The 21691-nt window shown below is 68.6% G+C and carries 21 protein-coding genes; 8 read left to right on the forward strand and 13 right to left on the reverse strand.

Annotated features, from left to right (window positions below):
* Positions 1–94 precede the first annotated feature (94 nt).
* The 8 genes from BLQ14_RS04715 to BLQ14_RS04750 form a co-directional block, all read right to left on the reverse strand.
* Positions 95–541, reverse strand: coding sequence for a paraquat-inducible protein A (locus BLQ14_RS04715; protein ID WP_092498778.1), 447 nt, complete (start codon positions 539–541; stop codon positions 95–97).
* The gene (locus BLQ14_RS04720; protein ID WP_092498780.1) at positions 541–1290 is read right to left on the reverse strand and encodes an ABC transporter ATP-binding protein; all 750 of its coding nucleotides are present in this window, start codon (positions 1288–1290) and stop codon (positions 541–543) included. Before BLQ14_RS04720 ends, BLQ14_RS04715 begins: the two co-directional genes overlap by 1 nt.
* Positions 1287–2078: an MlaE family ABC transporter permease gene (locus BLQ14_RS04725; protein WP_092498782.1), complete on the reverse strand. Its 792-nt coding sequence runs from the start codon at positions 2076–2078 to the stop codon at positions 1287–1289. The genes BLQ14_RS04720 and BLQ14_RS04725 overlap by 4 nt, the downstream gene beginning before the upstream one ends.
* On the reverse strand, positions 2075–3124 hold the full coding sequence (gene alr / locus BLQ14_RS04730) for an alanine racemase (RefSeq protein ID WP_092498784.1): 1050 nt from the start codon (positions 3122–3124) through the stop codon (positions 2075–2077). The genes BLQ14_RS04725 and alr overlap by 4 nt, the downstream gene beginning before the upstream one ends.
* Before the next feature lie 77 nt (positions 3125–3201).
* A complete protein-coding gene (locus BLQ14_RS04735) occupies positions 3202–4731 on the reverse strand; it encodes a DEAD/DEAH box helicase (protein WP_092498786.1) in 1530 nt (509 codons plus the stop codon).
* Positions 4732–4981: 250 nt separating this feature from the next.
* Positions 4982–5599 carry an exopolysaccharide biosynthesis protein gene (locus BLQ14_RS04740; protein ID WP_092498788.1) on the reverse strand — a complete coding sequence of 206 codons (618 nt, stop codon included), beginning with the start codon at positions 5597–5599 and terminating at the stop codon, positions 4982–4984.
* A gap of 4 nt (positions 5600–5603) precedes the next feature.
* Positions 5604–7223: a peptide chain release factor 3 gene (locus BLQ14_RS04745; protein WP_092498790.1), complete on the reverse strand. Its 1620-nt coding sequence runs from the start codon at positions 7221–7223 to the stop codon at positions 5604–5606.
* Between the two features lie 113 nt (positions 7224–7336).
* Positions 7337–8350, reverse strand: a complete 1014-nt coding sequence (locus BLQ14_RS04750) for a Hint domain-containing protein (RefSeq protein WP_170068411.1) — start codon at positions 8348–8350, stop codon at positions 7337–7339.
* 475 nt (positions 8351–8825) lie between these two features.
* Between BLQ14_RS04750 and BLQ14_RS04755 the strand changes: the two genes are divergently transcribed.
* Both BLQ14_RS04755 and BLQ14_RS04760 read left to right on the forward strand, forming a co-directional pair.
* Entirely contained in the window at positions 8826–9605 is a 780-nt protein-coding gene (locus tag BLQ14_RS04755; protein WP_092498794.1) for an SDR family oxidoreductase, read from the forward strand.
* A gap of 182 nt (positions 9606–9787) precedes the next feature.
* A complete protein-coding gene (locus tag BLQ14_RS04760; protein WP_245656977.1) occupies positions 9788–10927 on the forward strand; it encodes an ABC transporter ATP-binding protein in 1140 nt (379 codons plus the stop codon).
* Positions 10928–10970: 43 nt separating this feature from the next.
* On the opposite strand, the gene BLQ14_RS04765 is transcribed toward BLQ14_RS04760, so the two are convergent.
* Both BLQ14_RS04765 and BLQ14_RS04770 read right to left on the reverse strand, forming a co-directional pair.
* On the reverse strand, positions 10971–11375 hold the full coding sequence (locus BLQ14_RS04765) for a VOC family protein (protein WP_092498796.1): 405 nt from the start codon (positions 11373–11375) through the stop codon (positions 10971–10973).
* A 69-nt stretch (positions 11376–11444) separates the two neighbouring features.
* Positions 11445–12188, reverse strand: a complete 744-nt coding sequence (locus tag BLQ14_RS04770; protein WP_092498798.1) for a helix-turn-helix transcriptional regulator — start codon at positions 12186–12188, stop codon at positions 11445–11447.
* A 200-nt stretch (positions 12189–12388) separates the two neighbouring features.
* Here BLQ14_RS04770 and BLQ14_RS04775 point away from each other — a divergent pair, with 200 nt between their 5' ends.
* The 4 genes from BLQ14_RS04775 to BLQ14_RS04790 are packed head-to-tail and all read left to right on the forward strand — an operon-like array spanning position 12389 to position 14962.
* Positions 12389–12601, forward strand: a complete 213-nt coding sequence (locus BLQ14_RS04775) for a twin-arginine translocase TatA/TatE family subunit (protein ID WP_092498800.1) — start codon at positions 12389–12391, stop codon at positions 12599–12601.
* A gap of 47 nt (positions 12602–12648) precedes the next feature.
* Positions 12649–13212, forward strand: coding sequence for a Sec-independent protein translocase protein TatB (gene tatB, locus BLQ14_RS04780; protein ID WP_092498802.1), 564 nt, complete (start codon positions 12649–12651; stop codon positions 13210–13212).
* Positions 13209–14117 (forward strand): twin-arginine translocase subunit TatC, encoded by a 909-nt coding sequence (gene tatC, locus BLQ14_RS04785; protein WP_092498804.1) that lies wholly within the window; start codon positions 13209–13211, stop codon positions 14115–14117. Before tatB ends, tatC begins: the two co-directional genes overlap by 4 nt.
* Positions 14114–14962: an ATP-binding protein gene (locus BLQ14_RS04790; RefSeq protein WP_092498806.1), complete on the forward strand. Its 849-nt coding sequence runs from the start codon at positions 14114–14116 to the stop codon at positions 14960–14962. Before tatC ends, BLQ14_RS04790 begins: the two co-directional genes overlap by 4 nt.
* 15 nt (positions 14963–14977) lie before the next feature.
* Here BLQ14_RS04790 and BLQ14_RS04795 read toward each other — a convergent pair whose 3' ends face one another.
* The 3 genes from BLQ14_RS04795 to BLQ14_RS04805 form a co-directional block, all read right to left on the reverse strand.
* Positions 14978–17044: a capsular polysaccharide biosynthesis protein gene (locus tag BLQ14_RS04795; RefSeq protein ID WP_092498808.1), complete on the reverse strand. Its 2067-nt coding sequence runs from the start codon at positions 17042–17044 to the stop codon at positions 14978–14980.
* A 7-nt stretch (positions 17045–17051) separates the two neighbouring features.
* Positions 17052–18143 (reverse strand): polysaccharide biosynthesis/export family protein, encoded by a 1092-nt coding sequence (locus BLQ14_RS04800; protein WP_092499442.1) that lies wholly within the window; start codon positions 18141–18143, stop codon positions 17052–17054.
* 149 nt (positions 18144–18292) lie between these two features.
* Complete coding sequence (locus BLQ14_RS04805; protein ID WP_092498810.1) at positions 18293–19573, reverse strand: capsule biosynthesis protein; 1281 nt, start codon at positions 19571–19573, stop codon at positions 18293–18295.
* A 212-nt stretch (positions 19574–19785) separates the two neighbouring features.
* Between BLQ14_RS04805 and BLQ14_RS04810 the strand changes: the two genes are divergently transcribed.
* Together BLQ14_RS04810 and ribB are read left to right on the forward strand one after the other, a co-directional pair.
* Complete coding sequence (locus BLQ14_RS04810) at positions 19786–20394, forward strand: riboflavin synthase (RefSeq protein ID WP_092498812.1); 609 nt, start codon at positions 19786–19788, stop codon at positions 20392–20394.
* A gap of 136 nt (positions 20395–20530) precedes the next feature.
* Positions 20531–21688, forward strand: coding sequence for a 3,4-dihydroxy-2-butanone-4-phosphate synthase (gene ribB / locus BLQ14_RS04815; RefSeq protein WP_092498814.1), 1158 nt, complete (start codon positions 20531–20533; stop codon positions 21686–21688).
* Positions 21689–21691: the final 3 nt, after the last annotated feature.

Consider the following 21691-nt stretch of genomic DNA (forward strand, 5'->3'; position numbering starts at 1 on the left):
CACCGCCGCGGCGCGGGCGTGCAAGGCGGCATGCCGCTGCGCGGCGATTTCATGCCTCCGGCGGGGGTATTTGGGCCAGGATGATGAGGCCGTCTCAGCGCTGCTTCTGCTGCCGCGCCGTGAGGGTGGAGATGGCGAGGCTCGCGAGGACACATGCCGTGAACAGATAGAGGCCCCAGGCGGTTTCGACCCGGCCGACGCCGATGCCCTTGATGACCACGATGTAGATGGCGGCGAGGAAGATGTCGGCCATCGCAAGCTTTCCGAGCAGGGCGAGCGCGGGCAGCAGGCTGGGCGAGGCGAGGCGGAAATGGACGAGGGCGAGGCCGATCGTCTTGGCCATCGGTGCAAAGAGGGCGAAGGCGGTGACGATGAGGGCGAGAAGCACATCCGTCTGCCAGAGCGCCTGCAGGCCGGAGACGACGCTGATCTCGGAGAGGCCGAAGAGGGGCAGGAAGCCCGCGCGCAGGAGCGGCGCGAACCAGGAGAGGGGGAAGAGGACGAGAAGGCCGAGGTTGGCAAGGGTGAGGGCGGTGCGCATCAGCGGAGCGCCTCGATCGGCCCCTCCTCGCGGCCGTGGACGAACTGGTCCACGTATGGGTTGCCGGAATTGTCGAGCTGGCTGACGGGGCCGACCCACTGGATGACCCCGTCATGCAGCATCGCCACGCGGTCGGCGATGGCGCGGACGCTGGTCATGTCATGGGTGATGGTGACGGCGGTGGCGCCCATCTCCTCGACGATGCCGCGGATGAGGCGGTTGATGACGCCTGCGAGGATCGGGTCGAGCCCGGTGGTGGGCTCGTCGAAGAAGATGATCTCGGGCTCGGCGGCGATGGCGCGCGCAAGGCCCACGCGCTTCTGCATGCCGCCCGACAGCTCGGCGGGGTAGAGGTCGGCCGTGTCGGCGCCGAGGCCGACGCGGGCCAGCTTGTCGATGGCGATGCGGCGGGCCTCCTCGCGCGGGCGCTTGAGCGCGCCGCGCAGGAGCCGGAAGGCGACGTTCTGCCAGACGGGAAGCGAATCGAACAGCGCGCCGCCCTGGAACAGCATGCCGAAGCGGGCGAGGAAGGCGTCGCGGTCGGAAGGGCGGATCGCGTCCTGCCCGTCGAGAAGGATGCGGCCCTTCTCGGGGCGCACGAGGCCGAGGATGCATTTCAGCAGCACCGACTTGCCGGTGCCCGAGCCGCCGATGATGACCATCGACTCGCCCTTCTCGACCCGAAGGTTCACGCCTTTGAGGACGTGCTTCTTCCCGAAGGACTTGTGAACGTCGATGAGCTCGATCATGTGGCGAAGAAGAGCTGGGTGAGCAGGTAGTTGGCGCCCATGATCAGCACCGACGAGGAGACCACGGCGTTGGTTGTCGCCCGCCCCACCCCTTGGGCGCCGCGGCCCGAGTTCATGCCGTGATAGCAGCCCATCAGCGCCACGATGAAACCGAAGACGGCGGCCTTGACGAGGCCGGAGATGACGTCGGCCGTCTCGAGGAAATCGGCGGTGTTCTTGAGGTAGGTGGCGGCGTTGAGGTCAAGCCGGGTGATGCCGACGAGATAGCCGCCGAAGATGCCGATGGCGTCACCCACCGCCGCGAGCACCGGAAGGGCGATGGTGGCGGCAAGCACGCGCGGAACGGTGAGATACTTCATCGGGTTGGTAGAGAGCGTGACAAGCGCGTCGATCTGCTCGGTCACCTTCATGGTGCCGATCTCCGCGGCGATGGAGGAGGCCACGCGCCCGGCGACCATCAGCCCCGTCAGCACGGGGCCAAGCTCGCGCACCATGCCGATGGCCACGATCTGCGGCACCACGCTTTCGGCGTTGAAGCGCGCCCCGCCCACATAGATCTGCAACGCCAGCGCGCCGCCGGTGAAAAGCGCGGTGAGCCCAACCACCGGCAGCGAGAAATAGCCGATCACCATGAGCTGGGCGAGAAACTCACGCGGGTAGAAGGGCGGGCGCAGGACATGGCTCAGCGTGCTGGCGAGGTAGAAGGCCACCCGGCCGATCGCCGCAAGAAGGCCGAGGGTGGAGGCGCCAAGCCCCGCCAGCGGGTCGAGGAGCCGCGCGCCCTTCATTTTTCACTCCGCCGGTAGCGCCGGGTGTAGCGGTTGCCGAGCGCGGTGAGGATCTCGTAGCCGATCGTGTCGGCCGCGGCGGCGAGATCGTCGATGCTTTGCTCGGGGCAGAGAATTTCGAGCGTCTCGGGGTCGCGGTCGAGATGGGTGATGTCGACGGTGATGAGATCCATCGACACCCGCCCGACAAGCGGGCAGGGGACACCGTCGGCAAACAGCATGGCGCGATTGGAGAGCGCGCGCATGAGCCCATCGGCATAGCCGGCCGAGACGGTGGCAAGGCGCGTCGGCACCTCCGCCTCCCAAGTGTTGGCATAGCCCACGGTCTCGCCCGGCTCGAGGCTGCGGGTCTGGATGACGGGGAGCGAGAGCACCACCACCGGCCGGGCGTCCTCGAAGGGCAGGCCGCCATAGAGGCCGATGCCGGGGCGGGTGATGTCGAAGTGATACTCGGGGCCGAGCAGGATGCCGCCCGTGGCCGCAAGCGAGCGCGGCACCGAAAGCCCCTCGGTCAGTTCGCGGAACAGGGCGAGCTGGCGGGCGTTCATCGGGTGCTCGGGCTCGTCCGCGCAAGCGAGATGGCTCATCACGAAATGCGGCCGCTGCTGGATGACCAGATCGCGCACCGCAAGCCATTCGGCGGGCTCCATGCCGAGCCGGTTCATGCCGGTGTCGAGCTGGATGGCGAAGGGGTGGCGCGGCAGGCGCTCGAAATGGCGCGTCATCTGCTCGATGGAGTTGAGCACCGGGATCAGGCCGAGATCGCCGATCGCCTCGGTGTCGCCTTCCATGTGGCCGGAATAGACATAGACGAGGGGCCCTGGCCCCACCGCCTCGCGGATCGCCTCGCCTTCCTCCGCCTGGGCGATGAAGAAACGCCCTGCGCCCGCCTCTGCCAGCGCCTCGGCCACCGGGCCGGCACCGAGGCCGTAGGCGTCGGCCTTGATGGTGACGCCCGTTTCGACCTCGGGCGCGGAAAGAGCGTCGAGCGCGCGCCAGTTGGCGACGATCGCGTCAAGGTCGATGTCGAGATGTCCGCCTGCCATGGCGACCTTCTTTCGGGCCGAAGCGGCCCCGCGTCAAGGGCGGAGCTGCACCGGGGCGCCGCGATCGCCGCGCGCGGTCAGCGGGCGCAGCGATCGTCGAAGCTCAAGGCGATGAAACTCGGCATGTGGTCGCCCATGCCGACGACCGCCTCGTCTCGACCGTTGGCCGCGTCTTTTCGCGTGCGCGACTTGCGGGCGGGCTTGTCCGCCGCCACTCGCGGCTCGGCCTTTCCGGTTCTTGCCTCGGCGCCGGTGTCAGCCTGCTGCTCGGGAGACGTCTCGGCCGTGTCGCCGGCGCTGGCGTCGGCTGTCGCCTTGTCCGGCGCCGCGGCATCGGCTGGCGCCGGCTCCTCTCGCTTGCGGCCCCGGCCGCCGCGGCTGCGGCGCTTGCGCGGCTTCTCCCCGCAGGCAGACTCGGCCTTTTCGGCTTGCGGGGCAGCTTCGGGCCCGGATGGCGTGCCGAGCGGGTTCTCGCCCTTCGGAATGGGCTTGGCGATGAGCTTCTCGATCGCCTCGAGGTATTTCTCGTCCGACGGCGCCACCAGCGTGATCGCCTTGCCCGAGCGCCCGGCCCGGCCGGTACGGCCGATGCGGTGCACGTAATCCTCGGGGTGGGTGGGCACGTCGAAGTTGACCACATGGCTCACATCGGGGATGTCGAGCCCGCGCGCGGCGACGTCGGAGGCGACGAGAATGCGCAGCTCGCCATCCCGGAAGGCCTCCAGCGTGCGCATGCGCTGCGACTGGTCGAGATCGCCATGGATGGGCGCGGCGTCAAAGCCGTGCTTCCTGAGGCTCTTGGCGACGATGTCGACATCGACCTTGCGGTTGCAGAAGACGATGGCGTTCTTGCAGCTCTCGCCCTCGCGCCTGAGCGCGGCGCGCAGAAGCTCGCGCTTTTCCTTCGCGGCACGGTCGCGGCGGGAGGGGCGGAAGTGGATCGCCTCCTGCTCGATCGTCTCCGAGGCGGTGGCCTGGCGCGCGACCTCCACCTTCACCGGCGCCTGCAGGAACATGTTGGTGATGCGCTCGATCTCGGGCGCCATGGTGGCCGAGAAGAACAGCGTCTGCCGGGTGAAGGGGGTGAGCTTGAAGATGCGCTCGATGTCTGGGATGAAGCCCATGTCGAGCATGCGGTCGGCTTCGTCCACCACCATGATCTGCACGCCCGTCAAGAGCAGCTTGCCGCGCTCGAAATGGTCGAGCAGCCGGCCCGGCGTGGCGATGAGCACGTCAACGCCGCGGTCGATGAGCGCCTCCTGCTCCTTGAAGCTCACCCCGCCGATCAGGAGCGCCTTGGTGAGCTTCACATGCTTGGCGTAGATGTCGAAGTTCTCGGCCACCTGCGCGGCAAGTTCGCGGGTGGGGCAGAGAACGAGGCTGCGCGGCATCCGCGCCCGCGCCCGGCCCTTGGCCAGAAGCGTGATCATCGGCAGCGTGAAGCTTGCCGTCTTGCCGGTGCCGGTCTGGGCGATGCCCAGCACGTCGCGGCCCTGCAGTGCGGCCGGGATCGCCTCGGCCTGAATGGGTGTGGGGTTTTCGTATCCGGCGTCCTTCACGGCCCGGAGAACCTTGGGGTCCAGCCCCAGATCGTCAAATCCTGACATTGATGTCCTTCGCGTCAGCGGCTTGTCGGGTGGCCGCTGTCTGCGCGGCCTGACCGGCCGGATTGCCGGTCTTCGTCTGTGTCCATGGGGCCAACGGGTTAGGCCAGCTTGCCTCTCAGGTCAAGCTCAAGGCGCCCTATTCACCCCATATTGCACCAGACATGGGCATTTTCAGACCGATTTCTACCCCTTTCACGCTCAAGAGCGCGGTTTGTGGCGCATCGCGGGGCGGATTCCTCGGCGCCGATGGCTAGCCAATCAGCATCAGCAGTCGGCCAAGAAGGATCCAGCCTGCCGGCACGAAAACGGCGCATCCGGCCAGCATGGCCAGCCCGTCACGCGCGGCCAGCGCAAGACCGATGATGACGAGGGCGAGGCCGAGTACGAAGGGAAGAAACGGGATGAAGCCCAGCGGCACCATGATCAGACCCGCGAGGCCGGCGGCGAGCCCGGCAATCTGCCGCCCGATGGCGCCTTCGGCGATCAGGGTCATGCGCGGCCTCAGCACCCGCCGGATCTGCATGAGCCGCGGCAGCCAGCGCGCAACCATCCGCGCCACTCTCTGCTCGCCGAGCTCGATCTCGCGCAGACGCCGGGGCAGCCACGGCGAGGGGTGGGCCGTGAGCATCTGCAGCCCCAGCGCCAGCGCGCCGAGGCCCACGAGCGCCGGGACACCGGGGATCATGCCCGTGGGCAGCACCACAAGCAGACCAAGCAGCACCATCAGCGGGCCGTAGGCGCGGCCGCCGAGCCGCGCGATCATCTCGCCCACCGTCACCCGCCCGCCGTGGGCGATCTCCTCCAGCGCGGCCAGCGTGGCATGCAGCGCATCCTCGATCTCTGCCGGAGTCGGGTGCGCGCGGGCCATCGCCTCAGACCATCATTTCCTTTGTCGCCGAAAGGGTGAGCTCGGGGTAGTCGCGCTCGATCCGGTCGATGTCCCATTGCAGGCGGGTGAGATAGACCGGGTCGCCGTCATGGTCGGTGGCCATGTGGCCCCTGTTGGCGGCCATGAACCGCTCGAGCACCTCCCTTGGCCCCGACACCCAGCGCGCCGAGGTGAACTGGCTGGGTTCGAAGCGCACCGGCAACCCGTATTCAAGCTCGATGCGGCTCGCCAGCACGTCGAACTGCAGCGCGCCCACGACACCCACGATGAAGCCCGAGCCGACGGCCGGGCGGAACACCTTGGCCGCGCCTTCCTCGGCGAATTGCATCAGCGCCTTGTCCAGATGCTTGGCCTTCATCGGATCGCCCGCCCGGCAGACCTGCAGAAGCTCCGGCGCAAAGCTGGGAATGCCGGTGACCCGCAGCGCCTCGCCCTCGGTCAGCGTGTCGCCGATCCTGAGCTGGCCGTGGTTGGGGATGCCGATGATGTCGCCCGCCCAGGCCTCCTCGGCAAGCTCGCGGTCGGCGGCGAGAAACAGCACCGGGTTCGACACCGTCATCGCCTTCTTCGTGCGCACATGGGTGAGCTTCATGCCGCGCCGGAAATGCCCCGAGGCCAGCCGCAGGAAGGCCACGCGGTCGCGGTGCTTGGGGTCCATGTTGGCCTGCACCTTGAAGACGAAGCCGGTGACGGCGGGCTCCTCGGGGCTGATCTGGCGCGGCTCGGCGCGCTGGGGCTGGGGCACGGGGCCGTAGCGGCCGATGCCCTCCATCAGCTCCTTCACGCCAAAGGAGTTGATCGCCGAGCCGAACCAGATCGGCGTCAGGTGCCCTTCCAGAAACGCCTGCCGGTCGAAGGGCGGCAGAAGGCCCTTGGCTATCTCCAGCTCGTCGCGCAGCCTTTCGAGCAACTCGGCGGGCACATGTTCGGCCATGCGCGGGTCGTCGAGCCCCTCCATCACGATCGACTCGGCCACGCGGTTGCGGTCGGCCCGGTTCATCAGCTCCAGCCGGTCGCCCAGCACGTCATAGCAGCCGATGAAGTCGGCTCCGGAGCCGATGGGCCAGCTTGCCGGCGTGACGTCGATGGCGAGGCTTTCCTGGATCTCGTCGATGATCTCGAAGGTGTCGCGCGCCTCCCGGTCCATCTTGTTGCAGAAGGTCAGGATCGGCAGATCACGCAGCCGGCAGACCTCGAAGAGCTTCTTCGTCTGGCTCTCCACTCCCTTGGCGCCGTCGATGACCATGATCGCCGCGTCCACCGCCGTCAGAGTGCGGTAGGTGTCTTCGGAGAAGTCCGAGTGGCCGGGCGTGTCCACGAGGTTGAAGCGCCACTCGCGGTAATCGAAGGACATCGCCGAAGCCGAGACCGAAATTCCCCGGTCCTTTTCCATCTGCATGAAGTCCGAGCGCGTCCGCCGCGCTTCGCCCTTGGCGCGGACCTGCCCCGCCATCTGGATGGCGCCGCCGTAGAGAAGGAACTTTTCCGTCAGCGTCGTCTTCCCCGCATCGGGGTGCGAGATGATGGCAAATGTGCGCCGCCGCGCGATTTCGGGCGGGAGCACGGGAGCGTTCGAACGGGCGGGGTCGGTTGTGTCGAGCATGGCCGGCGATATAGGCGCGGCCCGGTCGGGGCGCAATCGGCGATGAAGGCGTCCGGCGCGCCGAGGCGCGGCCTCGAGCGCGCGGCAAGTTGCGGCAAGTCGCGGCCAGCGCGTCAGGCGCGGCTTGCCAGACGCAGAATTTCGGTGGCGCGTTCCGGCTCCAGCGCCCCTTCCGAAAGTGTCACGGCCGGGGCGCTGCCGCGCAGGCGCGCTCCTTCCCTGCGCAGGCGTTCGAGCACCGCCGGCGGAAGGATCGGTTCGGCCTCCTCCGGTGCCGGCGCGAAGCTCTGGGTGGCGATGCCTTCGGCGTAAACGATCTCGGGAGCGTCGAACATCAGATCGAAGTATTCCACGAAACCGCCCTCGCCCCGCACCACGTCGCGGCCATTGACCAGCATGCTCGCGGGCACGAACACCTCGCGCCGCCCGGTGCCGAGCAGATCGCGCCGCTGGTAGACGAAGACCCGCTGGCCGGGGCTGAGGATGAGCTCGCGCTCGTTGTTGAGCACGCCCCTGGCGATGACGATGGGCGCGAATGCCCCGCTCGCGCGCCGCACGCGCGCGCCGATCCAGCGCAGGGGCTGGGCTCCATGATTGCGCGTCAGAACCATGTCGCCGGGGCGAAGTTCCTCCACGGGGCGCTGTTCGCCGTTCGCAAGGGTGATGCGCGTGCCGCGCGCGAAGCTCAGGCAGCCAAGTTCCGCGAGGCGTTCCGCGCCCGAGCGGCGGTCAATGGCGACGAGGGCATAGTCCGTCTTCTCCGCCGGCGGTGAAAACGGCATCAGCCACAGCTGCGCCGTGTGTTGCTCGCCGGCGTCGAGTTCGGCAAGGATCAGCGCTTCGACCGTGGTGCCATCAAGCGCCATGAAGGTGGCGCAGCAGTCGATGACGACGCGTGCACCCGCCCGGCCGGCGGGCGAGCTTTCGGCCACGCGCAGCAGCGTCATGCTCCTGCCGACGGCCACGGTCAGCTCGAACTGTCGCGCGCCCCGGCTCAGCGCATACACATCGCCCGGAACGAGTTCATTCGCCTCGCCGATCGGGTCGCCGAGATTGGCGCCGTCAACCACCCGGAACGCCTCGGCCGGATACACCGAGAGACGCCGTCGCCTGGAACCGGAGCGCATGTGTGCCCGCTCATCACGCTGGCCGGGTCTGTAAGGCGAGGCACTCATCACTAAACCTTCAAACAGTCCTTGACGGCGCGATCAGGCCTCTGAGCCCTCGACTGCGGGCTCCCGGGCCACTTGCGGCGCGCCATTCTGATTTCTGCGATGGCCCCGAGAATACGGGGCGGGAAGGCACGGGGCAAATCCCCAACGCGGAAATGCGGCTCAATCGCGTTTGCCGTGGCGTCATGCTCGCCAATTCCGGTATTCGCCGCGGATTGGTTCCATTGCCTGAACCGTCGCCTTCCGCGCGTGGCCCCGCCCGCCGCGGCGAATCGGTCTTCCGCGGCCGCGAGAGTGCGGCCGCCCAGGCCCGGGGCCTGCCTGCGCGCGAATCGGCCCTTCCGCCGCGCTGGCGCGGATGCTAGGCCCATGAGAGGCGCTCGAGAGCGGGCGCAGAAACAGGAGCGCGCAAGGCTGCGGAGGCAAGGCGATGGATCTCGGGATTCGGGGCCGCAAGGCATTGGTGACGGCCAGTTCAAGGGGGCTCGGGCTTGGCTGCGCGCGTGCCCTCGCGGAGGCCGGGGTGGAGCTTGTGATGAACGCGCGCGGGGCGGAGGCGCTTGAGGAGGCGGCCGAGGCCATCCGCGCCGATTTCGGTGTGCCGGTGACCACCGTGGCCGGGGACATCACCGCCGAGGATGACCGCGCCCGCGTCATTGCTGCTGCCGAGGGTGCTGACATCCTTGTCACCAACGCCGGCGGCCCGCCACCGGGGATGTGGACGGACTGGACGCGCGAGGACTTCATCAAGGCGCTCGACGCCAACATGCTCACCCCGATCGCGCTCATGCAGGCGCTGGTGCCGGGGATGATCGAGCGGCGCTGGGGCAGGGTGGTCAACATCACCAGCCAGTCGGTGAAGGCGCCGATCCCGATACTTGGCCTGTCGAACTCGGCGCGCACGGGGCTCACGGGTTTCGTTGCCGGGATGTCGCGGCAGGTGGCGAAATACGGCGTGGTGGTGAACAATCTCCTGCCCGGAAGCCACGCCACGGAGCGCCGCTTCGCGCTTGACCGCGCCATCGCCGAGCGGGAGGGCATCTCGGTTGAGGAGGCGACCAGGCGGGTGCAGGCCGAGATCCCGGCGGGCCGCTACGGAACGGTGGAGGAGTTCGGCGCCACCTGCGCCTTCATGTGCTCGCAGTTTGCGGGCTTCATGGTGGGCCAGAACGTGCTTCTCGACGGCGGCAACGTGAACGCCACGATCTGAGGCGGGCCGCAGCGCCGCCTCTCCGGCCTTGCGGGGAGGGCGTGGCCTCTCTATCTGGTCGGCATAAACCTTAGCGCTTCGATCAGGAAAGGTGCCCCTTGGCGACAAAGGCGAGCACGAATGCCCCCACCCTTCAGCCCCCCGCCCCGGCGGGGGAGACGCCGCGGCTTCAGGTCGAGGGGCTGACCCGCTCCTTCGGGGGGCGGCCGGTGGTGAAGGACGTCTCCCTGACGGTGATGCCGGGGCAGGTGACCTGCCTTCTGGGGCCCTCGGGCTGCGGAAAGAGCACCACGCTGCGCATCATCGCCGGCGTGGAGACGGCGGATGCGGGGCGCGTCATCGTCGATGGCGAGGAGATGACCGCGCCGGGCCTGCATGTGCCGCCCGAGCGGCGTGGCATCGGGCTGATGTTTCAGGACTTCGCATTGTTTCCGCATCTCTCGGTGGCCGAGAATGTGGCCTTCGGGCTGACCTCGGGCAGCAGGGCGGAGAAGCGGGCCCGCGTCGAGGAGCTTTTGCGGCGCGTACGGCTTGAGCGCTACATTGACGCCTATCCCCACGAGCTTTCGGGCGGCGAGCAGCAGCGTGTCGCGCTCGCCCGCGCGCTTGCGCCGCGGCCTCGGGTCATGCTCATGGACGAGCCTTTCTCGGGCCTCGACAACCGGCTGCGCGACGGGATCCGCGACGAGACGCTCGACATCCTCAAGGAGGAGGGGGCGGCGGTGCTTCTCGTCACCCACGAGCCGGAAGAGGCGATGCGCATGGCCGACGAGATCGCGCTGATGCGCGGCGGGCGGATCGTGCAGAAGGGCGCGCCCTACAACGTCTACAACGCGCCGGTGGATCAGGCTGCGGCGGCTTTCTTTTCCGATCTCAACGTGATCCGCGGGGTGGTGCGCGGGGCGCTGACCGACACCCCCTTCGGCCAGTTTCTCGCCCCCGGCATCCCCGATGGAACGATGGTGGACATCGTCATCCGCCCCCAGCACCTCAAGCTCGACCTCGACCGCGGCGGGCGCGGCCCCGCGCCCACTCCTCAAGAGGGCACATGGGCGCGCGGCGTGGTGGTACGGGCGCGGTTTCTGGGCGCCGAGAGCCTTGTCGAGCTGCGGATGGACTATGACGGTTCGATCCTGCGCGCGAGCGTGCCCTCGGTGTTTCTGCCCAAACCCGGTACGCCTCTGTGGGTGGCTTTCCGGCGGGATCGTTGCTTCGTGTTTCCTTCCTCGCCCGAGATCTCGCATACCGGGCTCGTGCGCGAAGGCGAAACCGATGCTGCGGCCGAGGCGTTGGCCGACGCCGGCGCCGCTGCGCCCCGCTGACCGTCGGCTGACAAGTGACGCCTGCGGCCGCCGCCGCTCCCGGTCAGGCGGGCCCCCGGGCGTGCTCGAGCGCTTCGAGCTCGAGCGCGTCGAAGTCGACGTGGATGTGATTGCCGTCACAGTCGGCGAGGTTCACCTGCACGATCGGCATTCCCGGCACGCGGTCGAGCGTGTAGGGCACGCCTTCCGTCTCGAGCCGCTCCACGAACTCCCGCAGCCCGGTTGCGGTGATGGCGAAATGCTCGAGCCTGGGCTCGCGCGTCTGCGGCTGCTCTCTCACCCCGACGAGATGAACCACCGCCTGGTTGCCCACGTAGAGCCAGGCGCCGGGGAAGGGAAAGTCGGGCCGCGGGCCGGGATGCATGTCGAGCACACGGCCGTACCATTCCACCATCGTCTCGAGGTTGGCGGTGCGGATGTTGACGTGATCGAGACGTTCGAGGGGCATGGCGAGGCTCCAGCGGCAGCATTGGCGGGCAGTCTTGCGCCCCCGTGGCGCAAGCGCAAGGGCGGCACGCTACAGCCCCTCCTCCACCCCCGCTGCCGTCCCGGCCTCGCGACGCGCGCGGAAATCCGCGAGCGTCTTCCCCTGCTCCTCCACGAAGAGTGCCGGCAGGGCGCGGACCGAGAGGATGCGGTCGGCGCGGAAGATGCGAAAGTCGCGTGCCGTCTCGCACCAGGCGGTGACCGTCCAGACCCTGCCCCAGTAGTCAAGCTCGAGCGGGCGGATCACCCGGGCGCTGTCGCGTCCGTCAAGCGCGCGATGTTCGATCGCCAGCTTCTGGCGCGAGCGGATCGCCGCGCGCAGCCGGGGAAGGTGGCGAAAGCCGGGCGCGGCATCGGCAAAGGGGTGAATGGCGAAATTCCAGCCGCTGGCGGGGGCGTCGTGCTCTTCGGGCAGCACCGCGTCGAGCTTGGCCGCGAGGCTGCGTGCGGCCCCGCGCAGTTCGTCATCGTCGGCCGCAGCGCTCACCGCCGCCAGCCCCAGATGCAACGCCTCGAGCTCGGTGAGCGTGAGGTTGAGCGGCGGCAGGGTGACGGGCGCCGTCATCCGGTAGCCGATGCCACGCTCGCCCGCGACCGGCACGCCCGAACGCATCAGGGCCTCCATGTCGCGCCAGATGGTGCGAGTGGAAACTCCGAGCCGGCGCGCGAGGTCGGCGCCGCGATGCAGCCGCCCGTCGCGCATTATGGCGATGAGCGCGATCAGCCGGTCGGCGCGCCGGCCGGGCCGTGTCGTGACAGGTGATTCGCTGGTCATCTCGCGCGGTTTCGCCCTTTATTCCCTGCACAACTGACATTATCCCGTCAGGAGTTTGCCGCCAAGCGCCCGCGCGCCCCCGAAAGCGGGCGAAAATGCCGCCGAACCTGCATTTGGCGCTTTTCCGTGCCCCGGCTTGGCCCTACATAGCGCGGTATTGCGGATGGGGCGCGTGGCGCCCGGCTCTGGGAGAGAGACCCATGCTGAACAATATCGGCCTTCCCGGCCTTCTTCTGATCGCGATCGTGGTGCTGGTGCTTTTCGGCCGCGGCAAGATCTCGGCGCTGATGGGCGAGGTGGGCAAGGGCATCACCGCCTTCAAGCGCGGGGTGAGCGAGGGGCAGAAGGAAATCGAGGATGCCTCCGCCGCGGCCAAGGAAGTCGCGCCCGAGGAACAGAAGGACAAGGCCTGAGCGTCGCCCCATGACCGGGGCGGCCCCCTTCCGAGGAGGCGGCGGCGGTGTTCGACATCGGCTGGAGTGAGCTTCTGCTCATCGCCATCGTGGCGCTGATCGTGGTGGGTCCGAAGGACCTGCCGGGCATGTTCCGCACGCTGGGGCGGTTCACGGCCAAGATGCGGGCCATGGCGCGCGACTTCCAGCGGGCGATGAACGAGGCGGCCGACGAGGCGGGCGTGGGCGAGATCAACAAGGTGGCGGGTGATCTGCGCAAGGCCACTTCGCCGACCAGGCTAGGGCTCGACCGGCTCAATGAGGCCGCCGACCGTTTCGAGAAATGGGACCCCAAGGCGGCGTTGAAGAAGGGCGGCAAGGAGGGCGCGGCGAAGGCCGAGCCGGGCGAGGGCGCGACCGCGTCGGCGGGATCCGCGGCGGGCAGGCTCAGCGAGGAGCGGGCCGAGGTGGCGCGCCGGATCCGGGAGCACGCCGCCGAAGTGGCGCGCAAGCGCATCGCGGAGGAAACCGCGGCGGCCAGCGGCACGCCGCCCGCCAAGGCCCCGGCTGCCGGTGGCTCGCCGGCCGATGGCGCCGCGGAAGGCGACACATCCAGGGATGACGCGAAATGACCGCCCGCCCGGACGATGACGAGATCGACGACACCTCCGCGCCGCTCATCGAGCATCTGGCGGAGCTGAGGACGCGCATCATCCGCTCGCTGATCGCCTTCATCATCGGCATGGTGATCTGCTTCGCGTGGTGGAACCCGATCTTCAACTTCCTCACCCAGCCGCTCTGCAGCGCCATGGCCGAACGGGGCCACAGCGATTGCGGGCTCATCCTGATCAAGCTGCAGGAAGGCTTCTTCGTCGCCGTCTCGATCTCGCTTCTTGGCGGGCTGGTGCTGAGCTTTCCCTACATCAGCTACCAGATGTGGCGCTTCGTGGCGCCGGGGCTCTACCGTTCGGAAAAACGCGCCTTTCTGCCGTTCCTGATCGCCTCGCCCTTCATGTTCTTCCTTGGCGCGGCCTTCGCCTATTACGTTGTCACGCCGCTTGCATTCGACTTCTTCCTCGGCTTCCAGCAGCCCGGCAGCGTGCTCGGCGAAGGGGGAGCGGAAGACGCGGTGGCGGGCATCGCCTTTCAGGGATCGGCGCAGGAGTATCTCAAGCTCACCATCAAGTTCATCGTCGCGTTCGGGCTGTGCTTCCAGCTCCCGGTGCTTCTGACGCTGATGGGCAAGGCCGGGCTCGTCAGCTCGCGCGGGCTCGCGGATGTGCGCAAGTACGCCGTCGTCGGCATCCTGACGCTTGCAGCCATCGTCACCCCGCCCGATGTCATCACCCAGGTGATCCTGTTTTCCGTGGTCTACGGGCTCTACGAGATCTCGATCTTCCTCGTCCGTGGGGTCGAGCGGCGCCGTGACGAGCAGCTGCGCGCGGAGGGCATTCTCGGCGAGGACGAGAGCCTCGACGACCTCTATGCCGAGTTCGACGAGGAAGAGGATCAGGGGCAGGGCAAGACGGGCGCATGACGGGCGAGACCGAGACCCTCAGGCGTATCGCCGAGGCGCTGGAGCGCCTTGCGCCGCCGCCGGCCACCGCGCCCGACTTTGATGCCGCGGGCGCCTTTGTCTGGCATGCCTCGCCCGACCGGCTCACGCCGGTGGAGAAGGTCAACCGCATCGACATAAGCCTGCTTGTGGGGATCGACCGCGTCCGCGACACGCTTCTTGAGAACACCCGCCGCTTTGCCGCGGGATTGCCTGCCAACAACGCGCTTCTGTGGGGCGCGCGGGGGATGGGGAAGTCCTCGCTGGTGAAGGCGGTGCATGGCGCGGTGTCCACGGAATATCCCGCGCTGAAGATCGTGGAGGTCCAGCGCGAGGACATCCCCTCGGTCGGCCGGCTGATGTCGCTTCTGCGCGAGGCTCCGGCCTATCGCTTCGTGCTGTTCTGCGACGACCTGTCGTTTTCGCACGATGACGAGCATTACAAGTCGCTCAAGGCGGTGCTCGACGGGGGCGTGGAGGGCCGGCCCGAGAACGTGGTGTTCTATGCCACCTCGAACCGCCGCCACCTGATGCCGCGCGACATGATCGAGAACGAGCGCTCCTCGGCCATCAACCCCTCCGAGGCGACCGAGGAGAAGGTCTCGCTGTCGGATCGCTTCGGGCTCTGGCTCGGCTTCCACCCCTGCAGCCAGGACGCCTACCTTGCCATGATCCGCGGCTATTGCGAGGCCTACGGCATCGAGATTGACGAGGCCACGCTGCGCGCCGAGGCGATCGAGTGGCAGGCGACGCGGGGCGCGCGTTCGGGCCGCGTGGCCTGGCAGTATTTCACCGACCTGGCCGGCCGGCGCGGTGTGAAGATCTGAGCGGGCACCGCCGCGTCAACGCCAGATCCATGCGTGGCTTGCGAAAGCGCCCTGCAGCTTGGCGAGGGCGCGGTTGAGCCGCCCCGGCCGGGGCAGGGGGCCACGCGCGAGCCTCTCTGCGGCGACCTCGGGCGGGCAGGGCAGGCCGGTTAGGGGGTCGAGATAGCGCGGATAGGCGATGAGCGCGGCATGGGCGAGCGCGGCGAGCGACGGGCGCGCGCGCCGGCGCGCGGGCACCGGGCCAAGGTCGCGCGTCAGACCCCAGCCGGCATAGAAGGGCGCGCCGAGGCAGGTCACCTGCCGCCCGCGCAGGAGCGCCTCGAAGCCGAGGAGGGAGGTCATCGTCCAGACCTCGTCCACAGCCTCGATGAGCGCCACGGGGTCGGCCTCGGCGAGCACGATGTCGGCATGCGCGAGCGCCTCGGCCTCGCTCATCTGACCGTCCCGCAACCCCGCCTCCACATCCGGGTGCGGCTTGTAGAGGATCACCGCCTCGGGGTTGGCGGCGCGGGTGGCGGCGAGCAGCGCGGCATTGGTGCGGATCTCGCCGCAGCCCGTCTCGATGGAGGCGTCATCCTCCACCTGCCCCGGCACGAGGATGCGCCGCCCGGGCGGCAGCGCGGGCAGGGGGCGGGCAGCGAGGTTGTATTTTGTCAGCCGCTCGCGCGTGAGCGTGGCTATCAGCGCCTCGGCGCGGGCAAGCCGCTCACGCGGCAGCGCCGCGGCCTCGGCAATGAGCCGCTCGAGCCGGCTTTCGCGGCCGGGGTCATAGTAGATGCCCAGATCGTCGGTGACGAGCGAGAGCGGCGGCACCAGCGCCGCCCCGAGCCCGCGCGAGCGCAGAAAGCCGTCCTCGACGCGGGCAACTCTCACCGGTGCAGCGTCAAGCTCCTTCGTGGCTTTCCCGGCCCAGACGAGAATCCCGCGCCCCTCGCGTTCGGCGCGTGTGATCGCACGCGCGGGATCGTTCTCGAAGACGAGGCGCTTGTGGCGGCCGAAGAAGCGCTGCAGATGCCCCCGCTTCCACAGCCGCATGCCCACGGCCACATGGCCGTTGTGATCCTCCCGCCAGGCGCGGGTTTCGGACTCGAGCTGGGCGGCGGCCTCCTCGAAGCTCGCCAGCCGGTCGCGGCAGGGATCATACCATGTGGGGTAGAGGATCATTGCCGCCGCGAAAAGCTGCGCGCGGGTGAGCCTGCGGCCGCGGCGCGGGTGGGGGGTGAGATCCTCGGTCAGCCCCCAGCCCGCATAGAAGGGCTGGCCAAAGACGCGCGGCCGGTGGCCCGCGAAGATCGCCTCGAAGCCGAGCTGCGAGGAAACCGTGTAGACGGCCACCGCCCCCTCGAAGAGCGCCCAGGGGCTCACGGGTTCGGTGAGCAGCGTCACGCCCTCGCCGCAATCCTCTGGGCCGAAATGGCCGGGGCGATGGCCGCCCGCCGTCTCCGGGTGGGTCTTGATGACAACCGGCAGCCCCGGATGCTCGGCACGGGCGCGGATGAGCATGTCGCGGAAGGTCGCGGCATCGGCGCCGCTGGCGCGCAGCGACGCGTCGCCGCGGGTCTGGTCGATGACGAGAACGTAGGGCGCGGCCGGCACGGACGCGGCGGGGTCGAAGGCGGTGTATTTCGACAGATGCGCATCCCGCAGCCACGCGATGCCGGCGCGGGCGCGGTCGAGCAGTGCGGTGTCGTCGAGCGGGTGGGTGGCCAGAAGCGTCTCGATGTCGGAGGGGCGGGCGGGGTCGAAATGCACGCCGGTGCGGTCGAGAAGCAGCCCGAGCGGCGGCTCGCGGCCCGCGCGGCCGGGATGCAGCGAGCGCAGGAAGGCATCCTCCACCCGCAGGATCGGCGCCCCGCGCCGTGCCGCCACCCGCTCGCCGCGCCAGGCGGTCGGGCTCTGGCCCCAGACGCCCACCCAGTCGCCCGGGCGGGGCTGGCCCACCGCCACGCGCCAGCCGGCGAGTTCCAGAATGCGCCGTATCCGCCTTTGGGTCAGGAAACCGCCGTTGTAGACGCAGAGGCGTCGCCCCCCGGCCTCTCGCGCATCGGTGGCAGGCGCGGAGATGCCGGAGCGCGCGCGCATGTTTCCGTCAGTTGCCCGACAAGGTGTCCGCGGTCGAGACGAGCGAGGAGGCCATCGAGAGCGAGCCGGTGAGAGCGCCGAGCGTCTTCGACCAGGTCACGAAGGGCGCCTCGGTGACATAGACCGTGTCGCCGTCGCGGATCACGAAGTCGCGGGCAAGGAAGAGCCCGTTGGGTTCGGTCAGATCGAGCACATAGACCATGCGTTGCGCGCCCACGAGATCGGTGCGGCCGAGCACCTGATTGGCGATCTCCGCGGGCTCGTTTCGCAACACGAACACGCCGGTGGGATCGGCGAGGTTGGGGTTGAGGCCGCCCACCCGCGCGATCGCCTCGACGGCGGTGATGGTCTGGGTGTCGAAGCGCACGCGATTCTGGCTGCCGGTGGCGCCAAGCGCGGTGAAGGCGCGGGTGTCCTCCTGCACGAGAATGCGGTCGCCGTTGCGCAGGGCGATATCGTATTGCGGATACTCGAACAGGTCCTGATACCAGATCTTGCCGGTTTCCTTGCCGCGCATCACCGTCACCTGCGCGATCTCGGGCGGAACGGTAACGCCACCGGCGCGCGCCAGCATGGCGGTGAGCGTGCGCGTCGGCCGCTCGATGGGATAGACGCCTTGAGCGCCCACCGCGCCGGCCACGGTGACCGTGGCGCCATCACCGGCGAGCCGGCGGACCATCACCTGCGGGTCCGGCGTCTGGTCGGCAAGCTTTTCGGTGATGATGCGGCGCACCGCCTCGGGGGTGTTGCCGGCCGCCTTGATGCGTCCGGCATAGGGCACGAAGATGTAACCCTGCCCGTCCACCTGCACCTCGTTGAGGGTGGTGGCGTTCAGCCCCTGGCTGGCCAAAAGCCCGTCATCGACGTTCTCGTAGATGGTCAGGCCCAGCGTGTCGCCGGGGCGGATGATGTCCGAGCCGATGACCCCGGCCTTGAGGAAGGCATCCGAGAATCCGAAGGCGGGAATGACGGCGGTCGCGCGCGTCACCCGGTCGTTGACCGAGACGATGAAGGCGTCGCCCTTGCGCTGGACTGAACCGGCGAAGATCTCGTTCTTGCTCGGGCCCGAGCGGGGCAGGCCGCAGGCGGTCAGCGTCATCGCAAGCACGGAAATGACGGCAATCTTTGCCGCCCTGCCAAGGGAGAAAGTCACTGCCCGGTCTCCTGACCTTGTTGGTTCTGCCTCAGGTTTTTATTTCAAGCTACCGGAATCGGGCCGCAAAAGCCAGCCGCTAGTGGTTGGTGCCGTTATTTGATGACCCGCAACTGTTGCCGCGGTGCCGTTGTGCCGCGCTCGAGCGCGTCGTAAGGGTCTTCGGGTGCGAGCATCAGATCGACCACCAGCCGCAGGAGCTGCCGCCGCCCGCGCGCCGAATAGAAGCCGCCCGGAATCTGGGAGGTCTCGAGAAGGTAGTGGCGGTAGTCGCGATAGGCGCGGCTGTCGGGGCGGGTGGGCCGGCGGAAGAACTCCGGCAGCGGCTGGGTGGAGACGAACTCGGGCTTGTCATAGACCGCCCGGCCGAAGACCTTGAGCGGCAGGCCGCGCCAGAGCGCCTGCTGGGCGGCGGTGGAATTGACCGTGACCGCGCTGCGGGCGTGATCGAGCAGCCGCGCCAGCTTGCCGCCGCGCACGAAATGCACCCGCCCGTCCACGCCGTGGGCGCGCGCAAGCCGCCGGATGTCGCGGTGAATGGGTGTGCGCCCGTCCTCCAGAGGATGCGCCTTGAACACGAGGTGATGATGGCGGGGCGCGCCGGCGGCAAAGCCTGCGATCACCTGCTCGGCGAATTCGCTCATCGAGGAGAAGGGGCTGTGGTCGCGGAAGCTCGTGTCATGGGCGAGCTGGAGCAGGACGAGGTGGTAGGGAAAGCCGCCGCGCTTGATGCGCTCGGTGACGACCAGCCGCTCGAGCCACTGCGCGGGCATCAGGAGAAGCCGGCGCAGGTAGAGGCGGAACTCCTGGCGCACGGTCAGCTCCCGGTGGGGGCGGAAGTTGCGGTAGCGGCGGTTCGCAAGCAGCACGAAGGCATGATAGAGCGCGCCGTAAAAGACGTGATGGCGCGTGTCGCCCCAATGCGCCGGCGCCTCGAGATTGTCGAAATCGGCATCGGCGAGAATCTCCCGCATCCGTGGCACCGAAATGCCCATCAGCCGCGAATTGCCGTTCGACCCGCCGCGCTCGTAGGTCACCCAGAAAGGGCGCAGATAGCCCTCCTCGAAGACGTGCACGGTGATTCCCCGGCGCCGCGCCTCGGCAACGGCGGCGGCGTGCACCGGGCGCGTGTCGCCGTAGAGCACGATGTCGGTGAGCGCGAGTTCTTCGCACAGCGCCGCGAATCTTGCGGGCCACTCCTCCACGGTGCCGAGATGGGGGATGTAGCGCTGCTTGTCGGACCAGAACGCCTCGTCGCCCCGGTTGAAGCCCACGCGCCAGACTTCGGCGCCGGCCGCGCGCAGCATCGCGCCCAGCCGGTCGAAGAAGGGGCCGTGCGGGCCCTGCAGGAACAGAAAGCGCCGTGTCTCGCTCATTTTGTCGTCCCCTTCCCCCGCGCTGGAGGTTTCGCCAGTGACGCAGCCCCGTCAACGACTTTGCTGCGCTGCCCGGGGCATTGTTGCGGATTGAGAAATGATTCCTGCCAAATGGCGCAGCCATGTGACGATTTCGGGGCAAGGGTGGCAATGCGGCGGCTTGCCCTCCACCGCGCGGAGGCTTACGTGCCGGGCAACGACGGAGGAAGCGCATGTTCACCGGCATCATCACCGACATCGGCGAAATCCTCGAGATCGAGCGGCGCGGCGACATGCGCGCGCGCATCGCCTGCAGCTACGACGCCGCCAGCATTGACATCGGCGCCTCGATCGCCTGCGACGGGGTGTGCCTGACGGTCATCGACAAAGGCAGCGCGCCGCGAAACTGGTTTGATGTCGAGGTCTCGGCCGAGACGCAGGCCAGGACCAACATCGGCAATCCCGGTTGGGCGCCGGGCAGGCGTGTCAACCTCGAGCGGGCGCTGAGGGTCGGCGACGAGCTGGGCGGGCATATCGTCTCGGGTCATGTCGATGGCGTGGCCGAGGTGGTGTCCGTCACCGAGGAGGGCGATTCGACGCGGGTTCGCCTTCGCGCGCCCGTCGAGCTTGCCCGCTTCATTGCGCCGAAGGGGTCGGTCGCGCTGAACGGCACCTCGCTTACCGTGAACGAGGTCGAGGGGGTGGAATTCGGCATCAACCTCATCCCCCACACCAAGGCGGTAACCACCTGGGGGCAGGTGGCCGTTGGCGACCGCGTCAATCTCGAGGTGGACACGCTCGCGCGCTATGTGGCGCGGCTGAAGGAGGCCGAGGGGCTCTGAGCCGGCGCGCGCGGGGCAGGGCGGGCCACGTCTGCCTACAGGGTGGCCGGCGCTCCGCGGCTCTGGCATGCGCCGCTCTGGCAAGCGGGCGCGTTATGCACTATCTGGCCACGGAATCCGAAACGGGGAGTGCGCGATGAGCGCCGAGACAAAGGCCGACACCGAAACCCAAGCCGCCGTGAGCGGCACCGGCGAGACGGCGCAGGAAGACTACCACGCCGCGATCTCGCCGATCGAGGAGATCATCGAGGATGCGCGCAACGGGCGCATGTTCATTCTTGTCGATCACGAGGACCGCGAGAACGAGGGCGATCTGGTGATCCCCGCCCAGATGGCCACGCCCGAGGCGATCAACTTCATGGCCACGCACGGGCGCGGGCTGATCTGCCTTGCGCTCACCGGCGAGCGGATCGACCAGCTCGGCCTGCCGCTGATGGCCTCCACCAATTCCTCGCGCCACGAGACGGCCTTCACCGTCTCCATCGAGGCGCGCGAGGGGGTGACCACCGGCATCTCCGCCCATGACCGGGCGTTGACGATTGCCGTGGCCATCGACCCCAATCGCGGCCCGCAGGACATTGCCACGCCCGGCCACGTGTTTCCGTTGCGCGCAAGGGAGGGGGGCGTGCTGGTGCGTGCAGGCCACACCGAGGCGGCGGTGGATGTCGCCCGGCTCGCCGGCCTCAACCCCTCCGGCGTGATCTGCGAGATCATGAAGGAAGACGGGACGATGGCGCGGCTGCCCGATCTCGTCGCCTTCGCGCAGCGGCACGGGCTCAAGATCGGCACCATCTCCGATCTCATCGCCTATCGCCGGCGCTACGACAATCTCGTGCGCATGACCGACGAGCGGCCGATCCATTCGGAGTTCGGCGGCGCCTGGCAAATGCGCATCTACACCGACACCACCCACGGCTCCGAGCACATCGTGCTCATCAAGGGCGACATCTCCGGCCCCGAGCCGGTGCTCGTTCGGGTGCACACGCTCGATCCGCTACTTGACATCGTCGGCATCGGCGGGCCCGGGCGCACGCGCGAGTTCGCCAACGCCATGAAGGTGATCGCTGAAGAGGGGCGCGGCGTGCTGGTGCTTCTGCGCGACACGCACATGAAGCTCGTGATGGATGACACGTCCCCCCAGACCCTGCGCCAATACGGGCTGGGGGCGCAGATCCTGTCTTCCCTGGGGCTGTCGAAGCTCATTCTCCTGACCAATTCCCCCAAGCCCAAGGTGGTCGGGCTCGAGGGCTACGGCCTTTCCATCGAGGGCACGCGCCCCATACCGAGGGACTGAGAC

The sequence above is a fragment of the Meinhardsimonia xiamenensis genome, from assembly GCF_900102905.1.
GTDB classification, from domain to species: Bacteria; Pseudomonadota; Alphaproteobacteria; order Rhodobacterales; family Rhodobacteraceae; genus Meinhardsimonia; species Meinhardsimonia xiamenensis.

What these genes read in the sequence shown, in the direction of transcription:
- BLQ14_RS04795 (WP_092498808.1), bottom strand. Translation starts at nt 17,044, where the DNA reads ATGCGCGCGCGCTCCGGCATCTCCGCGCCTGCCACCGATGCGCGAGAG.
- BLQ14_RS04745 (WP_092498790.1), bottom strand. Translation starts at nt 7,223, where the DNA reads ATGCTCGACACAACCGACCCCGCCCGTTCGAACGCTCCCGTGCTCCCG.
- BLQ14_RS04765 (WP_092498796.1), bottom strand. Translation starts at nt 11,375, where the DNA reads ATGCCCCTCGAACGTCTCGATCACGTCAACATCCGCACCGCCAACCTC.
- BLQ14_RS04805 (WP_092498810.1), bottom strand. Translation starts at nt 19,573, where the DNA reads ATGAGCGAGACACGGCGCTTTCTGTTCCTGCAGGGCCCGCACGGCCCC.
- BLQ14_RS04755 (WP_092498794.1), top strand. Translation starts at nt 8,826, where the DNA reads ATGGATCTCGGGATTCGGGGCCGCAAGGCATTGGTGACGGCCAGTTCA.
- tatC (WP_092498804.1), top strand. Translation starts at nt 13,209, where the DNA reads ATGACCGCCCGCCCGGACGATGACGAGATCGACGACACCTCCGCGCCG.
- BLQ14_RS04725 (WP_092498782.1), bottom strand. Translation starts at nt 2,078, where the DNA reads ATGAAGGGCGCGCGGCTCCTCGACCCGCTGGCGGGGCTTGGCGCCTCC.
- BLQ14_RS04715 (WP_092498778.1), bottom strand. Translation starts at nt 541, where the DNA reads ATGCGCACCGCCCTCACCCTTGCCAACCTCGGCCTTCTCGTCCTCTTC.
- BLQ14_RS04750 (WP_170068411.1), bottom strand. Translation starts at nt 8,350, where the DNA reads ATGCGCTCCGGTTCCAGGCGACGGCGTCTCTCGGTGTATCCGGCCGAG.
- BLQ14_RS04810 (WP_092498812.1), top strand. Translation starts at nt 19,786, where the DNA reads ATGTTCACCGGCATCATCACCGACATCGGCGAAATCCTCGAGATCGAG.
- BLQ14_RS04735 (WP_092498786.1), bottom strand. Translation starts at nt 4,731, where the DNA reads ATGTCAGGATTTGACGATCTGGGGCTGGACCCCAAGGTTCTCCGGGCC.
- alr (WP_092498784.1), bottom strand. Translation starts at nt 3,124, where the DNA reads ATGGCAGGCGGACATCTCGACATCGACCTTGACGCGATCGTCGCCAAC.
- BLQ14_RS04790 (WP_092498806.1), top strand. Translation starts at nt 14,114, where the DNA reads ATGACGGGCGAGACCGAGACCCTCAGGCGTATCGCCGAGGCGCTGGAG.
- BLQ14_RS04720 (WP_092498780.1), bottom strand. Translation starts at nt 1,290, where the DNA reads ATGATCGAGCTCATCGACGTTCACAAGTCCTTCGGGAAGAAGCACGTC.
- BLQ14_RS04775 (WP_092498800.1), top strand. Translation starts at nt 12,389, where the DNA reads ATGCTGAACAATATCGGCCTTCCCGGCCTTCTTCTGATCGCGATCGTG.
- ribB (WP_092498814.1), top strand. Translation starts at nt 20,531, where the DNA reads ATGAGCGCCGAGACAAAGGCCGACACCGAAACCCAAGCCGCCGTGAGC.
- BLQ14_RS04800 (WP_092499442.1), bottom strand. Translation starts at nt 18,143, where the DNA reads ATGACGCTGACCGCCTGCGGCCTGCCCCGCTCGGGCCCGAGCAAGAAC.
- BLQ14_RS04770 (WP_092498798.1), bottom strand. Translation starts at nt 12,188, where the DNA reads ATGACCAGCGAATCACCTGTCACGACACGGCCCGGCCGGCGCGCCGAC.
- BLQ14_RS04740 (WP_092498788.1), bottom strand. Translation starts at nt 5,599, where the DNA reads ATGGCCCGCGCGCACCCGACTCCGGCAGAGATCGAGGATGCGCTGCAT.